The organism is Nocardia sp. NPDC049190, from assembly GCF_040648115.1.
Taxonomy (GTDB): Bacteria; Actinomycetota; Actinomycetes; order Mycobacteriales; family Mycobacteriaceae; genus Nocardia.
Genome location: NZ_JBEZDE010000002.1, coordinates 297004 through 311853, shown reverse-complemented (window position 1 = coordinate 311853; position 14850 = coordinate 297004). Strand labels below are relative to the sequence as shown.

Below are 14850 nucleotides of genomic sequence, written 5' to 3'. Positions count from 1 at the left end.
AGGAAGTTACGTGCTAGACGTCAACTTCTTCGATGAACTCCGGATCGGCCTTGCCACCGCCGAAGACATCCGCCAGTGGTCCTACGGTGAGGTGAAGAAGCCGGAGACCATCAACTACCGCACGCTCAAGCCGGAGAAGGACGGCTTGTTCTGCGAAAAGATCTTCGGTCCCACCCGGGACTGGGAATGCTACTGCGGCAAGTACAAGCGGGTGCGCTTCAAGGGCATCATCTGTGAGCGCTGTGGCGTCGAGGTGACTCGCGCCAAGGTGCGCCGTGAGCGGATGGGCCACATCGAACTGGCCGCTCCGGTCACCCACATCTGGTACTTCAAGGGCGTTCCGTCGCGCCTGGGCTACCTGCTCGACCTGGCGCCGAAGGATCTGGAAAAGATCATCTACTTCGCCGCCTACGTCATCGTGGCCGTCGACGACGAACTGCGGCACAACGAGCTCTCCACGCTCGAGGCCGAGATGGAGGTCGAGAAGAAGGCGGTCGCCGACCAGCGCGACGCCGATCTCGAGGCCCGCGCCCAGAAGCTCGAGGCCGACCTGGCGGAGTTGGAGGCCGAGGGCGCCAAGTCCGACGTGCGTCGCAAGGTCAAGGACGGCGGCGAGCGGGAGATGCGCCAGCTGCGTGACCGGTCCCAGCGTGAGTTGGACCGGCTGGAGGAGATCTGGACCACCTTCACCAAGCTGTCCCCCAAGCAGCTCATCGTGGACGAGGTGCTCTACCGCGAGCTGATCGACCGCTACGGCGAGTACTTCACCGGCGCCATGGGTGCGGAGTCCATCCAGAAGCTGATGGAGAACTTCGACATCGACGCCGAGGCCGAGTTGCTGCGCGAGACCATCCGCAGCGGCAAGGGCCAGAAGAAGCTGCGCGCGCTCAAGCGGCTCAAGGTCGTCGCCGCTTTCCAGGCCAACGGCAACTCGCCGATGGGCATGGTGCTCGACGCCGTTCCGGTGATCCCGCCGGAGCTGCGCCCGATGGTTCAGCTCGACGGTGGCCGCTTCGCCACCTCCGACCTGAACGACCTGTACCGGCGCGTGATCAACCGCAACAACCGCCTCAAGCGACTGATCGATCTCGGCGCGCCCGAGATCATCGTCAACAACGAGAAGCGGATGCTGCAGGAGTCCGTCGACGCGCTGTTCGACAACGGCCGTCGTGGCCGTCCGGTCACCGGACCGGGCAACCGTCCGCTCAAGTCGCTGTCCGACCTGCTCAAGGGCAAGCAGGGCCGCTTCCGTCAGAACCTGCTCGGTAAGCGTGTCGACTACTCGGGCCGTTCGGTCATTGTCGTCGGTCCGCAGCTGAAGCTGCACCAGTGCGGTCTGCCCAAGCTGATGGCGCTGGAGCTGTTCAAGCCGTTCGTGATGAAGCGCCTGGTCGACCTGAACCACGCGCAGAACATCAAGTCCGCCAAGCGCATGGTGGAGCGGCAGCGGCCGCAGGTGTGGGATGTCCTCGAAGAGGTCATCGCCGAACACCCGGTGCTGCTGAACCGCGCGCCGACCCTGCACCGCCTCGGTATCCAGGCCTTCGAGCCGCAGCTGGTGGAAGGCAAGGCCATCCAGCTGCACCCGCTGGTCTGTGAGGCGTTCAACGCCGACTTCGACGGTGACCAGATGGCCGTGCACCTGCCGCTGTCGGCGGAGGCGCAGGCCGAGGCGCGCATCCTGATGCTGTCGTCGAACAACATCCTGTCGCCCGCTTCGGGTCGGCCGCTGGCCATGCCGCGTCTGGACATGGTGACCGGCCTGTACTACCTGACCCGTCTGGAAGATGGCGCGCGGGGTTCCTACCAGCCGGCCACCAAGGACGCACCGGAGCAGGGCGTGTACTCCTCGCCGGCCGAGGCGCAGATGGCGGTCGACCGCGGTGAACTCACCGTGCGTTCGCTGATCAAGGTCCGGCTGACCGACCAGCGTCCGCCGAAGGACGTCGAGGTGGAGCGGTTCCCGGCGGGTTGGCGGCGCGGCGACGCGTGGACCACCGAGACCACGCTGGGCCGGGTGCTGTTCAACGAGTTGCTGCCCGCGGATTACGCGTTCATCAACGAGCAGATGCCGAAGAAGCGTCAGGCGACGATCATCAACGATCTCGCCGAGCGCTACCCGATGATCGTGGTCGCGCAGACCGTCGACAAGCTCAAGGACGCGGGCTTCTACTGGGCTACCCGCTCCGGTGTGACGGTCTCCATGTCCGACGTGCTGGTGCCGCCGGAGAAGGCCGAGATCATGGAGCGCTACGAGGCGCAGTCGGATCAGATCGAGAAGAAGTACCAGCGTGGTGCGCTCGATCACCAGGAGCGCAACAACGCCTTGGTCAAGATCTGGCAGGAGGCGACCGAGGAGGTCGGTAAGGCGCTGCGCGCGCACTACCCGGCCGACAACCCGATCATCACGATCGTCGACTCGGGCGCCACGGGTAACTTCACCCAGACTCGTACCCTCGCGGGTATGAAGGGCCTGGTGACGAACCCGAAGGGTGAGTTCATCCCGCGGCCGATCAAGTCCTCCTTCCGTGAGGGCCTGACGGTTCTGGAGTACTTCATCAACACCCACGGTGCCCGAAAGGGTCTGGCCGACACCGCGCTGCGCACCGCCGACTCGGGGTACCTGACCCGTCGTCTGGTGGACGTCTCGCAGGACGTCATCGTGCGCGAGCACGACTGTGGCACCGAGCGCGGCATCGTGGTGCCGATCGCGGAGAAGCAGCTCGACGGCTCGATCATCCGCGACGCGCACGTGGAGACCTCCACCTACGCCCGGACCCTCGCGTCCGACGCGGTGGACGCCGCGGGCAACGTGGTCGTCGCCAAGGGCGCCGACCTCGGCGACCCGGCCCTGGAGGCGCTGCTGGACGCCGGCATCACCGAGGTGAAGGTCCGCTCCGTGCTGACCTGCACCACCGGCACCGGTGTCTGCGCGACCTGCTACGGCCGCTCCATGGCGACCGGCAAGCTGGTCGACATCGGTGAGGCCGTCGGTATCGTCGCCGCGCAGTCCATCGGTGAGCCCGGTACCCAGCTGACCATGCGTACCTTCCACCAGGGTGGTGTCGCGGGTGATGACATCACCGGTGGTCTGCCGCGTGTGCAGGAGCTGTTCGAGGCTCGGGTGCCGAAGGGCAAGGCGCCGATCGCCGAGGTCTCCGGTCGCGTGCGACTCGAGGACGACGATCGCTTCTACAAGATCACCATCATCCCCGATGACGGTGGCGAAGAGGTTGTCTACGACAAGCTCTCGAAGCGTCAGCGTCTGCGTGTGTTCAAGCACGACGACGGCACCGAGCGTCTGCTCTCCGACGGTGACCACGTCGAGGTCGGCCAGCAGCTGCTGGAAGGCGCGGCGGATCCGCACGAGGTACTGCGCGTGATGGGCCCCCGTCAGGTGCAGGTCCACCTGGTCCACGAGGTCCAGGAGGTCTACCGCTCGCAGGGTGTGTCGATCCACGACAAACACATCGAGGTCATCGTGCGCCAGATGCTGCGTCGCGTGACGATCATCGATTCCGGTGCGACGGAGTTCCTGCCCGGCTCGCTCACCGAGCGCGCCGAGTTCGAGGCCGCCAACCGCCGCGTCGTCGCCGAAGGCGGCGAGCCCGCGTCGGGTCGCCCGGTGCTGATGGGTATCACGAAGGCGTCGCTGGCCACCGACTCGTGGCTGTCGGCGGCGTCGTTCCAGGAGACCACCCGAGTTCTGACGGACGCGGCGATCAACTGCCGCTCCGACAAGCTCATCGGCCTCAAGGAGAACGTGATCATCGGTAAGTTGATCCCGGCCGGTACCGGTATCAACCGCTACCGCAACATCCAGGTGCAGCCGACCGAAGAAGCCCGTGCCGCGGCGTACGCGGTGCCGTCCTACGACGACACCTACTACAGCCCGGACAGCTTCGGTCAGACCACGGGTGCCGCGGTGCCGCTGGACGACTACGGGTTCAGCGACTACCGGTAATTCGGTAGAGTACGACAGCATTCGGCCCCCGCTCATTCCTGAGCGGGGGCCGAATGCTGTCGCGGGCCGAGGCGGACGGGCATCCCCACTCCCGCGAGCCCCCTACCTGTGGGCGACCCGCACCGTGTGATCACAGGTCCAAATGGTGTGGTCGAGGGTGTCGTGTCGCTACGGGAGTGTCAGCAACTCAGGGCGGCACACGAGGAGCTTCGTCGCCTCCGTGGCCCGCAGGATAGGAACCACATCGCAGAGCAGTTGCGCGAAGGGAAGATGCAGTTCGCAGCCAACCCAGAGACTTCGTACTCTGACCCGTGAAGACCTGCTGAGGGAAGACATCTTTGAGCGGCGGGTCATCGCACGTTGGTCTCTACTCGACCTACTTGACGATCCATTGCTTTCTGCCAAGGGCGCCATAGAGTTTCGTGCCGGCCGGGACGAGTTACCGGATACTTGCGAGTGGGATCGCGGTGGGGCGACCATCTTCTACAACCTGCCGCGTCGTCGCCGAGGGTGACGCGCTGGCGGCGGGTCGCCTGGTGCTGTTCAGCGGTTGCGGGTTAGCGACGCCGTCCGCATGGTTATCGTCCGATCAACGCAATCCCTCACCGAAGCATTATCTTCCAGCTCATCAGCAAACCGTGGCCAGTGCTGCCGAACGCGATCGATGGTTTCCAGAGCCGTCGCCGACAGGGTCGCTGACGTGTGCAGTTTCCGGGCCAGACGATCGAACTGGTAGACGCGCATCGCATCGAAGCGCTTGTTACCCACGAACTTCAGGCCGAGGTCCTCGGGGCCATCGCCGATGCCGTAAGCCTCGGTCGACATGATGTCATAAGCCGGGGAGAGCGTTGGTACGCGCCGATCCCGGTAGATCAGCGACCAGTTCTTCAGGTGTGCGTCGCCGTTGCCGATGAGGACGAAGAACACCAGTCTGCGGACGAACTCGTGCAGGGCTGCGGTATCGCGGCCGCGGTAGGCAAGCGCGGCGACAGTCTCGAAGTTTCCCTCGTATTTGCTGATCGGATACACCGCACGAACCTGGGCGAAGTCTTCGATGTGGACCAGCCGACGATCGGTGGCGCGATCGAACCGTTTGACCGCATATGCAAACTCTTCGCCGCCGGGCCAGACGCCTGAGGGCACACCGTCGATGTCGTCGCGGTGCACCAGAGCGACCTCCGGAACATCGATTCCGACGGTACCCGCGAAACGCATCATGGTGTACTCGTTGGACGGCACGGCCGAGAATCGGGAGTCGGGCAGTTTGAGGATCCAGTCACCTCCCTCACCGGTGGCGGTACAGGTAAATCGCCTACCGTCACGCAGCGTCGAGAATTTCAGGCCGACGCCCGCGAGCGAAAACTTCCATGGTTGATGCTCGCGCGTTCGTGGATCCGGCGATACTTTCGCAGATTCCAGCACGGCCGCCACGTCGGGAACTGTGTGGAACTCCGCCGGGAGCACGCGTACCGCGCCAGGCAGATCATGGCCGACCTGTGCCAGGAGTTCCATCTCGCGCTCCGGCACTACATCGCGTTCGGCTGCGATCCACTCACGCATCACGCCTTCGGGAAGAAGATTCGAAAACCACTGTGGTAGTCGGAGATTTGCCGCAAATTTGGTGCGGGGACGCTCCTCGAACCGAAGTCCGAGGACGGGTCGATCCGGGTCGTCGAGGTAATCGTCTGTGAATTCGAACCAGGTGTAGTTGTTATGGTGGTAGAGCCAGCCGATTCGCTGGTCGTGTAACCAAACCGCGTGCCGGGCCGTCTCATTCATCGAGTTCCCAGTCTGCGTCGTCGAAGGTCCGGTCCTCGATCTCGAGGTCGTCGAGCACGAGATTGTCGAGTGATGGTGTGTCCTCGAACCCGATCTCCATTCGTTGTTGCAGAAAGTTTTTTACGACCTCGGCGAGGGTTTCCTCACGCCGTCTGACGAATTCACGTGCCTGACCATCGTTCAGCCGTGCCGGACCGTCGTTCAGCAGAGAGGCGACGTCGGGGGCGATGGCGTGCGACTCCAGAGTTCGTGCCCAGTCGGATTCGTTCACATCGATCGGCCGGTGCGCCAGGATCGCCGGGACTTCGGATGGTGCTGCCTCCAACCCAGGCACCAACAGCCACCGCGCCGCCGAGTCCTTCTTCAGAGCGGCCGCAACTCGTCGTGATACGACCGCGGTCAGAGCAGGCCTCGGCGTCTGGGCCTCGCCGAGTGCGTCGACGAGGTCGTTGCGATCGAGTCGTATTCCGTTACGTAACGACCGCGGATGCCGCTCCCACATAGCGCACGCGACAATCTTGCCGCTTGCATGGTTGGTACGGAATTGGTGCACATCGGGCCAGCTGATCCGCTCAGGGGGGATCGAATCGAGCAGCCCGGTGATCGTCGCGTCCAAGTCGTCGGGCACCACCTTCGCGCACAACGCTCGAGTAGTACCGGTCGAGCCGCCAGGAAACAGCGAGGTTCCGGCCGCGGCCGCCCGCCAATACCAGCGGCGCAATAATTGGGTCTGCCGATCGTCCAGCTCGGGGTGGTGGCCGAAGACCCTGTTCAGCACCACGAGCAGGTGTCGATACGGCAGGAACGCGAAATGCGGAGTGTCGGCGTGCCGCTGCAGGAACTCGATGGTGCGATCCAGGGCTTGTTGAGTCCTGTGGTAGGCCTCGTCGGCGTCTTCGCCGGGAAATTCCCCGGTCCGCCGGTCGTCGAACTCGGTGCGCATCTCACGCGTGACGTCCCGGCCCCGGCGGGCGAGGATCGCGCTGAATATGGTGTTGCCGTCGACGGTGCCGAAGCCGAGGTCGGTGCTGATATGTCCGATAATGTCCTCGATCGCGGTCGAGGTTTTTCGGCCGGAGTCGGCGGTAGTTGGATGCAGCGCTGTGAACACTTCGGCGCGGGTCAACCGCTTGCCGTAGCTGTTCAGGCGATCGAAGATATCGCGCAGGACGGATTCGTCTTGCGTCTCCACCACCGAGGCCGGAATCTTGAACTGGCGAATCTTCTTGGCCGCAGCGGTCGCCACATCGAAATAGTCCGTCGCTTCGGGCGAATCGCGGAACCAGCTCATCAGATGCTGCAGGTCGAACAGCGTGGGTAGCGGGATGGTGTGCGTTTTCGCGCCGGCTGTCGGAACTATCTGACCCGACATCGGGTCGAAGCTCAGTGCGAACCGGTCATCGTTCAGCGATTCCGAAGACAGTGCATTGGCCAGTGTCGCGACTCGCTGCTGACCGTCGACCACCCACAGTGCGTTATCCATCGCCGGTGCGTTTATCCGCAAGGCGCCGACAGTGATCGGGGCTTCGTCGGCGGGGCGCGACCACAAGAGCAGACTGCCGAGCGGATAGCCACGCATGATGCTGTCGAACAGCCGCCGAGCGTCCTCGATTCCCCATCGGAACGGACGCTGGAACTCCGGAATCCGGACCTTTCCATCGCGCACCATCGCGACGATATCCTCGACCTCGAACACGCGCGCCGTCGGTGTCGTGCCCAGACTGGTGCTCATCGCCAGTTTCTCCTTCGCCCCTGCAATCATTCGTCCCCGCACCTGATGTGGTGTATTCGAAGAAACTATCGGCACCGAGACAGGCACATACCAACGTATCAAGCGCGGGCCGAGAGCGTCCCGGGATAATCCGAGAGCGGAGCCGACTCGACCGCATCAGGTGTTCGGGGGTCTCTGTTCGTAGTCAGCCGCTGTGGCACCTTGCTGCGCAGAAACAGCACAGTGCAGGCCCGGTGCATCGAATTCGATGCCTGCATGATGGCGTCCGCGATCTGGTTGGACCTGGCTGCCATGCCGGTCAGCACTGCTTCGGTATGCATGCGCGGTTCCGGCAAGGTTGCCAGCAGCCTCCGCGTCATCCGGCCGCTGGATCGACCGACCGGTGCTGAGAAGCGCAATGTCCGTTTCACCAGCCGTTCCGTGATGTGGCCCTGCTCGGCCCAACGGGAGAACCCGGACATGTGTCGGCGTAAGGTTCCGCGTCGACGAAGACGTATGGAAGCAGACGGAGGCCGTAACGGTGGACCCATTGTTGGAGCGCTGTGGTGAACTCAAAGGACAGCTGGTCGATTTCGCAACCTCTGCCCGGTTCGACGTGGCACTGCGGGAACGTATCTTCGACGAGTTCCCGGACGGCGTCGTCGATGATGAGCTGACCTTCGGAACGGTTCTCGACGGCTTCGTGCACGGTCATCGACTCGTGAGCGGGACCTCGCTGATCGAGAGCTTCGTCGACAGTTGGCCCGATCTGTCCGACCGGGATCGCGCCATCGTGCTGAGCTGGCAAGACAGTGTGCAGGGCACGTTCGAAATCATGGAGATGGCCGGTGACGACGGCTTCGTAGCCTTCAATCACATCGATGAGCTGACCTACCGTGTGCGGTCGAACATGGGCGCCGACGGGATCTCGGGGTTGTCGCCCGGCGTGATCGTGGTCGGCCGTATCGTTCCGGTCTCGGACTTCTGGGTGATCAGTGGGCCGTTGGCGCGTTTCTCTGCCGACCAGGCCGACGCGGTGCTGGCGAGCGTGCCGCAGATGCAAGCGTCGAATCCGAAAGCGGTATTCCGCAATCCCGACAAACTGGCACAGGGCCGTCGAATGCAAGCAGAACAGCGTGACGATTTCATCGCGGTCCACGGCACCGACACGGTCGTCGTTCCCGGTTCGCGTGTTCGCGAGGTGCTGATGGCGGCCTACCAGCACACCTACCAGCGCAACGGCAGCGTCGACGGTCCGTGGACCGAGCCGGATCTCGACCTACCCTACTGGTGGACCGAGGCCGAGAGTATCGGATTGATCTATGACGAATTCGATGGGCTGGGGGTCTACGTCGACTACGCGTTGCTGGTCGAATTGTTCGGCAATCCCACGCTGCTCGCCCGGCGCAGATATCGCGAAACGCTGTCGGAGTATCTGCGCAACGTGGACATCGGACCGGTGCCCATCGCTCGGCTTGCCGCGGAGAACCCCGACAACGCGAGCCGATTGTTCGCGAGGCTGCTGAAGAAACCTCGATTCTCCTGGGACCGCGACGGTGCCGCGATGCTGCGCCGTCACAAGAAGGATTGGTACGACAACCCGCCGCTGCCGACGGTTGTGCCGGTGGACTCGCGAGTTGCGGCGCGCGTCGAATCGGCCGAGCAGTAACCGGCGGGCGTCGGCTTATCCACCGTCTACGCGGGCGCCCGCGCGATCACCGGCCCGCATCTGGCCAACTCTGGGCGTCGGCGGCGCTGGTCGGGTTCGTCACCAGCGTCGGCGAGGCGTTCTCGCTGGTGTTCCGGCCGCTCACCGGACCGTTGTCGGACCCCACCGGCCGGCAGTGGGCGCTGTCGATCACCGGGTACGCACTGACGGTGGTGTCGGTGCCGTTGCTGGCGTTGACCACCTGGTTACGCCGCGCCGTCCCTCGCCCGGCCGCCACCCCTTCTCATTTGTCTTTGACAGGACTCCGTGGATCGGTCCACCTGATGTGGTCCCCGGAGTTGGTCCGCTCGATGCGAGGCAGATAAGCAGGAATTACAGAAACGACGAGAGGCGACCTGTGGGAATCCACAGCGCCCCACTGTGTCTCACCAACGACGAATCCGAACGCTCGCTCGTCGGCGATGGCTGCCTTACTGCCGTAACCCTGGCGGCCGCTGGAACAGCGGCCGCCAGTGCGCCCAGTCGGAGGATCGGTCAGTCTGGATAGGCGATGTGTACGTCGTTCGGGGAGGCTGCGCCCTTGCCCTTCTCCAGCAGCGCCTTGAGGCTCATCATGTAACTGCCCCACTTGGTGGAGCAGTGGTGCATGAACTCCACTGGCTCGGCCCAGCCCGAGTGGGTGAAGAGCACGACTGTCCAGTCGCCGTCGCGGCGTAGTTGCCAGTCGACCGTCGTGCCGATCCATTCCTCGGGGCCGTCAACGACCTCCCAGGTCACCCGCTGGCCTGGCACGGCCTCGGTGACCAACATGTCGAAGCCGCCCGGCGGGAATCGGAAAGCGATGGTGCCGCCAGGGGTCGGATCGCCGGTGGTGTTCTCGGTCCACCACCCGGCAAGACCGTGGAGGGTTGTGAGCGCGTCATACACTTTCTTCGGGGCGGTGTCCTCGACCGCGATCCGGTGCAGGATGTCCACCATTTTGTCTCCTTCGATGTGTTACTTGTTCTTGGTCTGTTCGATGTGTTCGGCGAGGCGCTTGATGCGGCCGAGTCGGGCGTCCCAGGAGGCATCGACCTGCTGGAGTTGTGCGACTGCTCGGGCGAACTGCGTCTCATCGATCCGGTAGCGCCGCTCGCGCCCCCAGCTCGACGCCTCAAACGTGGCCTCGTCCCAGCCCATCTCGCGGAATCCGGTCTCGATGAACCGCAGCAGGGTCCCGCTCCCGGAAGCTGTCGGTGTGAAGGTTACGAACAGAGAGTTGCTTGCGGTCGGCTCGGTGCCGGCATCGTGGGTCCAGCGGAACGAGAAGGTCTTCGGCGGGTCGACCTTTAGGACCATCAAGGTGACGGCCTTCCCGCCGGGCGTGGGGTCGCCTCGATGTAGAGCTCCCGCTCGATGGCGCCGACGTCGGCGTTGTCCAGGTTCTTCATCTCCAACTCCTTATGCAACCATTGGTTGCGTAGGACCGTAGGCGACAAATCCTTCATCCGCAACCAGACGTTGCGTATGGAGGCCTGGCGGTCGGGCGCCTGGTGGGGCCGTTGACTGACACAGAAACACGAAGCTGGCGTAATTGCATGGTCATGCCACCAGCGAAGTCCATGACGGATGAGGCTGACGAGATAGCACACGGCCGGGTGGCGTCATATCGGTTAGTCTTCGCGTGGATTCCGAAACTCCACACCATCACCGCTGTCCGACTGGTGAAGTTCATTACCGGTGAGGCTCAGATGTGGGTGGGCGAGCATGATGCGGCGAGCGTCCACATGCGAGCCGCAATAGAGAGTTCATCGGCGTGGCCTCGGGAGCGTGCCGCGTGCAACTCAACCTTGGGCGCAACCTCGACGGTTCGGGTGATGTCGCCCAAGCGTGCTCACTGCTCGCGGACAACTGCGACATCATCAGTAGCCTCGCCTCCACCCGCCTGCATCAGCGAATCGACATGATTGCCCACACCATTCGCATTCCTGCCGTGGTAACGGAGGTGCGGGAGTTCTTGGCGAGATGCGCGGCGCGGGGCTAGCGACTCGGTACGCGGCCACTCCAAAACCAAAGCTGGGATACGCAATCTGCGCACTGCGCGAGTGCCTGATGGTTCACACCCATCCGCCGCACCGATTTCATATCGCCGACGTGGGCGGCGCCGAGCACTACCGATGACCGCGATCGGCCAGGCAGGTCAGTCTCCTGACTGACCGTGCTGGCAATTCACCATCGTGCTGCGACGGTTGAGAAGCGACGTTCACATGTCGGTGCGCTGACCCGGGATACGACATCAGGTGTCTGTGTCGGTGGTGGGTGCGATGATGCGCGGTGTACCCCGGCATCGAGGCAGAAGACGTCGAGGCTTCGCTCGTCTCCCTACCTCTTCGATCTGACCACCGGGCTCGTAGAACAATTCTGCTCCGTGAGTTCCAGCGACGAACATTTCAACGAAGTATTCGTTTTCGGCGATCGCCGATGTCACTGGAACCGTGACCTGCTGCGTGAGCCCGCGGCGCCGCAGTACCGCGCTGATGAGTCCGCGCCCGATGCGGCCCTCGGATGAAGAACTGCATCCACGCGCCTTTGGCGTCCTGCGAGCACGGTGACCTGGAGTGGTGCGGTGGACGCCGCGGTCCAGCTCGGAGAAAATGGTGTCGGGCTGAAGGCCGCTCGGTTTTCGGATCGATGTGGAGCAGACCGGAGCCCCGCGAAGAAGGCACGATCGCGATGTATCGGATCGCTCAGTGGCCAGCCCAATACAGCCCGACAAACGACGAAAACGACCCGAAGGTGCCTGCCAAAGCGACAGTCAGGCCCGTACCCACGTGGCGAGCCCGTCCGCCGATCACCATGAGTACGCCCGCTGCCAGCAATTCGCCTCCGTAGACGGAGGCAAGGGAGAATACCGTGAAGGGGACGACCAAAACCGGAAGTACGTTGATTATCAACGTCAATGCGGATGTCGCCAGCGACAATGGGCCGAACCACGCTGAGCCCGGTCGGCCTGATAAGGCGGTCTGTAGTTCTGCCAATGCCTCTCCTAGGTCGACAAGTGGTCCAGCAACGCGACAACGAACGTAGCGGCAGACCACAGAGCGCAGGCGGTGAATGCGCCGACTGCGATGGCATCGCCGACATCGGTGGACTTCCAGAGAAGAGAAGTCGCCGCGATCGCTCCGATGACACCCGTTGTGAGAAGGTATGCGCTCAAAGGGATATCGGCTGCGTCGGGGGCTATTACTCGTGTGGCAATGGCCAATACAACGACGCCGCAAACAAAGAAGGCCGAAGAACTGCAGGTTGCAATGCTCCACCGCCGGTTACGGTCGGCTTCCACACGCGGCATCAGATCGTTCCTTCAGGGAACGGCACGCGGGGTGGACTGCCGACCGAACGCCGCCGAGGGCTTAGGATACGGAGAACGCGGTACTGGAGTTCATCCATCGTCGTCGCCACCGCGCGCAGCTCTGGCGGGTCACTTTTCATTCTCGACTCCCCTCGGCAAGATCGAGAACAACATTATGGGGCTTGTGCTGCCTGTTCCAGTGCCGATTGCCTGGTTTCCGACCGTTGGTTCTCGGCCGGCAGCCTCGCTACCGGCGGCGACCTCACCGCTCGCTGTCGAGCATCGCCATTTGCGCGCTCGCGTAGCGCTCACCCGCGACCTGATCGGCGGGCGCCGCTGCCTCGATCGCCGACAACTCGTCCGCATCGAGTGAGATATTCAGGGCGCCAAGGGTTTCGGTCAAGCGTGTCCGCCGCCGCGCACCGATCACCAGCACGATGTCAGCACCCCGGGTGAGCGCCCATGCGATGGCCAATTGCGCCACCGTCGCGCCTTTATCCGCCGCAATCGCGGCGAGCGCGCGCACCAGCTCCAAATTCCGGTCGAGGTTGTCGCCTTGGAAGCGCGGGCTATGTGCGCGGAAATCATCGGCGGCGAAGTTTGTTCCGGGTTGGAATGAATCGCTGAGCAGGCCACGCGACAGCACGCCGTATGCGGTGATGCCGGTGCCGAGCTCGCGGCACACCGGAAGGATCTCCGTCTCGATGCCGCGCGAGATCAGCGAGTACTCGATCTGGAGGTCCGCGATCGGATGCACGGCCGCGGCGCGGCGAATGGTTTCGGCGCCGACTTCGGACAGGCCGACGTGGCGTACATATCCGGCTTCGATCAGTTCGGCGATGGCGCCGACGGTGTCCTCGATCGGCACGTCCGGATCGAGCCGGGCGGGCCGATAGATGTCGATGTAGTCGACGCCGAGTCGCCGCAGGCTGTAGGTGAGGAAGTTGCGCAGGGCGACCGGCCGATTGTCCACGCCGCCCCAGGCGCCGTCGGGCGCGCGCAGCCCGCCGAACTTCACGCTCAGCACCACGTCCTCGCGCGGTCGTTCGGCGATGGCCTTGCCGATCAGCAACTCATTGTGCCCTGCGCCGTAGAAGTCGCCGGTGTCGATGAGGTTCAGGCCGGAGTCCAGTGCCGCGTGCAGGGTGGCGGTCGATTCGACGTCGTCGGCCGCGCCGTACATGCCGGACATGCCCATCGCGCCGAGCCCGATGCGGCTGACTTCGGGTCCGGTTCGGCCGAGGCGCACTGTTTCGATCTTCGGAGTTGTCATAGGACCAGCCTGGCCCGTGCGGACTCATTTCGGGAGAGATCGCTGATCAGGGGAGTGGCGATCCCTGGCTGAGCCTGCCGTTTCCAGAGACAGTGGTGATATGGATCGCGCCCAGCTCGCCGACTTCCTGCGCCGCTGCCGCGAGCAGTTGACACCCGCCGATATCGGGCTGCCGCCGGGTGTCCGACGCCGCACGCCGGGACTGCGCCGCGACGAGGTCGCCATGCTCGCGGGAATGTCCACCGACTACTACACCCGCCTGGAGCAGTCGCGTGGTCCGCGACCGTCTACCACTGTGCTCGCCGCGCTGGCCCGCGCGCTGCGTTTCAGCAGTGACGAACGCGACTACCTCTACCATCTGTGTGACCACGCGCCGCCGGTCCGCGAGTTCACCGACAAGCATGTCGGCCCCGGCCTGATGCGTCTGTTGGCGAAGCTGGACGATACCGCGGCCATGGTCGTCACCGATCTCGGCGAGGAACTAGTCCAGAATCGGATGCACACTCTGCTCGTCGGCGATCACCGCGAACTGCGCGGCTGGGAGCGTTTCCATGCCTACCGCTGGTTCACCGATGTCGCCGCCCGCGCGATCTTTCCGGAGCAGGACTGGGATCGGCTGGCTCGCCAGCATGTCGCCGACCTGCGGCGACCGCCGCCCGTCGCGCGGGTGACGCCGATGTCGCCGCATTCATCACGAAATTGCGGTCGGTGAGCATGGAGTTCAATCGCCTCTGGAACGAACATGAAGTGGCGGTGCGGCTTTCGGACACCAAGCAATTCCTGCACCCGCAGGTCGGGTTGATCGACACCGTGTGCGAAACGCTGCTCACCCCTAACGCCGCGCAGCGCCTACTGGTCTTTCTGCCGCGGCCTGGTACCGACGCGGCCGAGAAGCTGGAGCTGCTGCGGGTGATCGGAACGCAGCGGCTGGCTCCCGCGGACCGTCTCGACTGAGTCGTAGCGGTCACGTCATCGAGCGCGGAGTAGCAGAGTAGCGGGCGGGTTGCCTCGCTCTGTCACCGAATCAGCCGGTGCAACCATCCCGGCGTCGGGCAGGTAATGACGTCGAGCGCCTCCCAGTAGGAATCCGCTGACCAGGCCGCGTTGATATTCCTGCCGACTG

Annotated in this window: 13 protein-coding genes and 2 pseudogenes; 6 read left to right on the top strand and 9 right to left on the bottom strand. The window is 64.0% G+C overall.

Going from position 1 to position 14850, the window contains the following annotated elements; genetic code table 11:
- Nucleotides 1-10 precede the first annotated feature (10 nt).
- On the top strand, nucleotides 11-3964 hold the full coding sequence (locus AB0B25_RS03290) for a DNA-directed RNA polymerase subunit beta' (protein ID WP_357173942.1): 3954 nt from the start codon (nucleotides 11-13) through the stop codon (nucleotides 3962-3964).
- Between the two features lie 543 nt (nucleotides 3965-4507).
- Here the strand turns inward: AB0B25_RS03290 and AB0B25_RS03285 are convergent.
- Nucleotides 4508-5395, bottom strand: a complete 888-nt coding sequence (locus tag AB0B25_RS03285; protein WP_357174157.1) for a HipA domain-containing protein — start codon at nucleotides 5393-5395, stop codon at nucleotides 4508-4510.
- Nucleotides 5396-5407: 12 nt separating this feature from the next.
- Between AB0B25_RS03285 and AB0B25_RS03280 the strand changes: the two genes are divergently transcribed.
- Entirely contained in the window at nucleotides 5408-5563 is a 156-nt protein-coding gene (locus tag AB0B25_RS03280; protein WP_357174177.1) for a hypothetical protein, read from the top strand.
- On the opposite strand, the pseudogene AB0B25_RS03275 reads toward AB0B25_RS03280, so the two are convergent.
- The 3 genes and pseudogenes from AB0B25_RS03275 to AB0B25_RS03265 all read right to left on the bottom strand — a co-directional run.
- A pseudogene (locus AB0B25_RS03275) lies at nucleotides 5486-5743 on the bottom strand (HipA N-terminal domain-containing protein); the annotation flags it as partial. The gene AB0B25_RS03280 and the pseudogene AB0B25_RS03275 sit on opposite strands and share 78 nt — an antisense overlap.
- On the bottom strand, nucleotides 5736-7475 hold the full coding sequence (locus tag AB0B25_RS03270) for a DUF262 domain-containing protein (protein WP_357173939.1): 1740 nt from the start codon (nucleotides 7473-7475) through the stop codon (nucleotides 5736-5738). The pseudogene AB0B25_RS03275 and the gene AB0B25_RS03270, both read right to left, overlap by 8 nt.
- A gap of 98 nt (nucleotides 7476-7573) precedes the next feature.
- Nucleotides 7574-7795: a hypothetical protein gene (locus tag AB0B25_RS03265; RefSeq protein WP_357173937.1), complete on the bottom strand. Its 222-nt coding sequence runs from the start codon at nucleotides 7793-7795 to the stop codon at nucleotides 7574-7576.
- Nucleotides 7796-7995: 200 nt separating this feature from the next.
- On the opposite strand from AB0B25_RS03265, the gene AB0B25_RS03260 reads away from it, so the two are divergent.
- On the top strand, nucleotides 7996-9123 hold the full coding sequence (locus AB0B25_RS03260) for a hypothetical protein (protein ID WP_357173935.1): 1128 nt from the start codon (nucleotides 7996-7998) through the stop codon (nucleotides 9121-9123).
- A 46-nt stretch (nucleotides 9124-9169) separates the two neighbouring features.
- On the opposite strand, the gene AB0B25_RS03255 is transcribed toward AB0B25_RS03260, so the two are convergent.
- The 3 genes from AB0B25_RS03255 to AB0B25_RS03245 form a co-directional block, all read right to left on the bottom strand.
- On the bottom strand, nucleotides 9170-9400 hold the full coding sequence (locus AB0B25_RS03255; RefSeq protein WP_357173932.1) for a hypothetical protein: 231 nt from the start codon (nucleotides 9398-9400) through the stop codon (nucleotides 9170-9172).
- A gap of 257 nt (nucleotides 9401-9657) precedes the next feature.
- Nucleotides 9658-10101: an SRPBCC domain-containing protein gene (locus AB0B25_RS03250; protein WP_357173930.1), complete on the bottom strand. Its 444-nt coding sequence runs from the start codon at nucleotides 10099-10101 to the stop codon at nucleotides 9658-9660.
- An 18-nt stretch (nucleotides 10102-10119) separates the two neighbouring features.
- Nucleotides 10120-10461: a hypothetical protein gene (locus AB0B25_RS03245; RefSeq protein ID WP_357174155.1), complete on the bottom strand. Its 342-nt coding sequence runs from the start codon at nucleotides 10459-10461 to the stop codon at nucleotides 10120-10122.
- Between the two features lie 478 nt (nucleotides 10462-10939).
- On the opposite strand from AB0B25_RS03245, the gene AB0B25_RS03240 reads away from it, so the two are divergent.
- Entirely contained in the window at nucleotides 10940-11146 is a 207-nt protein-coding gene (locus tag AB0B25_RS03240; protein WP_357173927.1) for a hypothetical protein, read from the top strand.
- A gap of 384 nt (nucleotides 11147-11530) precedes the next feature.
- Nucleotides 11531-11671, top strand: a complete 141-nt coding sequence (locus AB0B25_RS03235) for a hypothetical protein (RefSeq protein WP_357173924.1) — start codon at nucleotides 11531-11533, stop codon at nucleotides 11669-11671.
- Nucleotides 11672-12148: 477 nt separating this feature from the next.
- Here AB0B25_RS03235 and AB0B25_RS03230 read toward each other — a convergent pair whose 3' ends face one another.
- Complete coding sequence (locus tag AB0B25_RS03230) at nucleotides 12149-12454, bottom strand: hypothetical protein (protein ID WP_357173921.1); 306 nt, start codon at nucleotides 12452-12454, stop codon at nucleotides 12149-12151.
- Nucleotides 12455-12716: 262 nt separating this feature from the next.
- Nucleotides 12717-13727, bottom strand: a complete 1011-nt coding sequence (locus AB0B25_RS03225; RefSeq protein WP_357173918.1) for an aldo/keto reductase — start codon at nucleotides 13725-13727, stop codon at nucleotides 12717-12719.
- Nucleotides 13728-13827: 100 nt separating this feature from the next.
- On the opposite strand from AB0B25_RS03225, the pseudogene AB0B25_RS03220 reads away from it, so the two are divergent.
- Nucleotides 13828-14681, top strand: a pseudogene (locus AB0B25_RS03220) (helix-turn-helix transcriptional regulator).
- The last annotated feature ends 169 nt before the right edge of the window (nucleotides 14682-14850 follow it).

Coding starts and splice junctions, on each gene's coding strand:
- AB0B25_RS03270 (WP_357173939.1), bottom strand. CDS start 7,475: ATGAGCACCAGTCTGGGCACGACACCGACGGCGCGCGTGTTCGAGGTC.
- AB0B25_RS03265 (WP_357173937.1), bottom strand. CDS start 7,795: ATGCATACCGAAGCAGTGCTGACCGGCATGGCAGCCAGGTCCAACCAG.
- AB0B25_RS03250 (WP_357173930.1), bottom strand. CDS start 10,101: ATGGTGGACATCCTGCACCGGATCGCGGTCGAGGACACCGCCCCGAAG.
- AB0B25_RS03245 (WP_357174155.1), bottom strand. CDS start 10,461: ATGGTCCTAAAGGTCGACCCGCCGAAGACCTTCTCGTTCCGCTGGACC.
- AB0B25_RS03230 (WP_357173921.1), bottom strand. CDS start 12,454: ATGCCGCGTGTGGAAGCCGACCGTAACCGGCGGTGGAGCATTGCAACC.
- AB0B25_RS03225 (WP_357173918.1), bottom strand. CDS start 13,727: ATGACAACTCCGAAGATCGAAACAGTGCGCCTCGGCCGAACCGGACCC.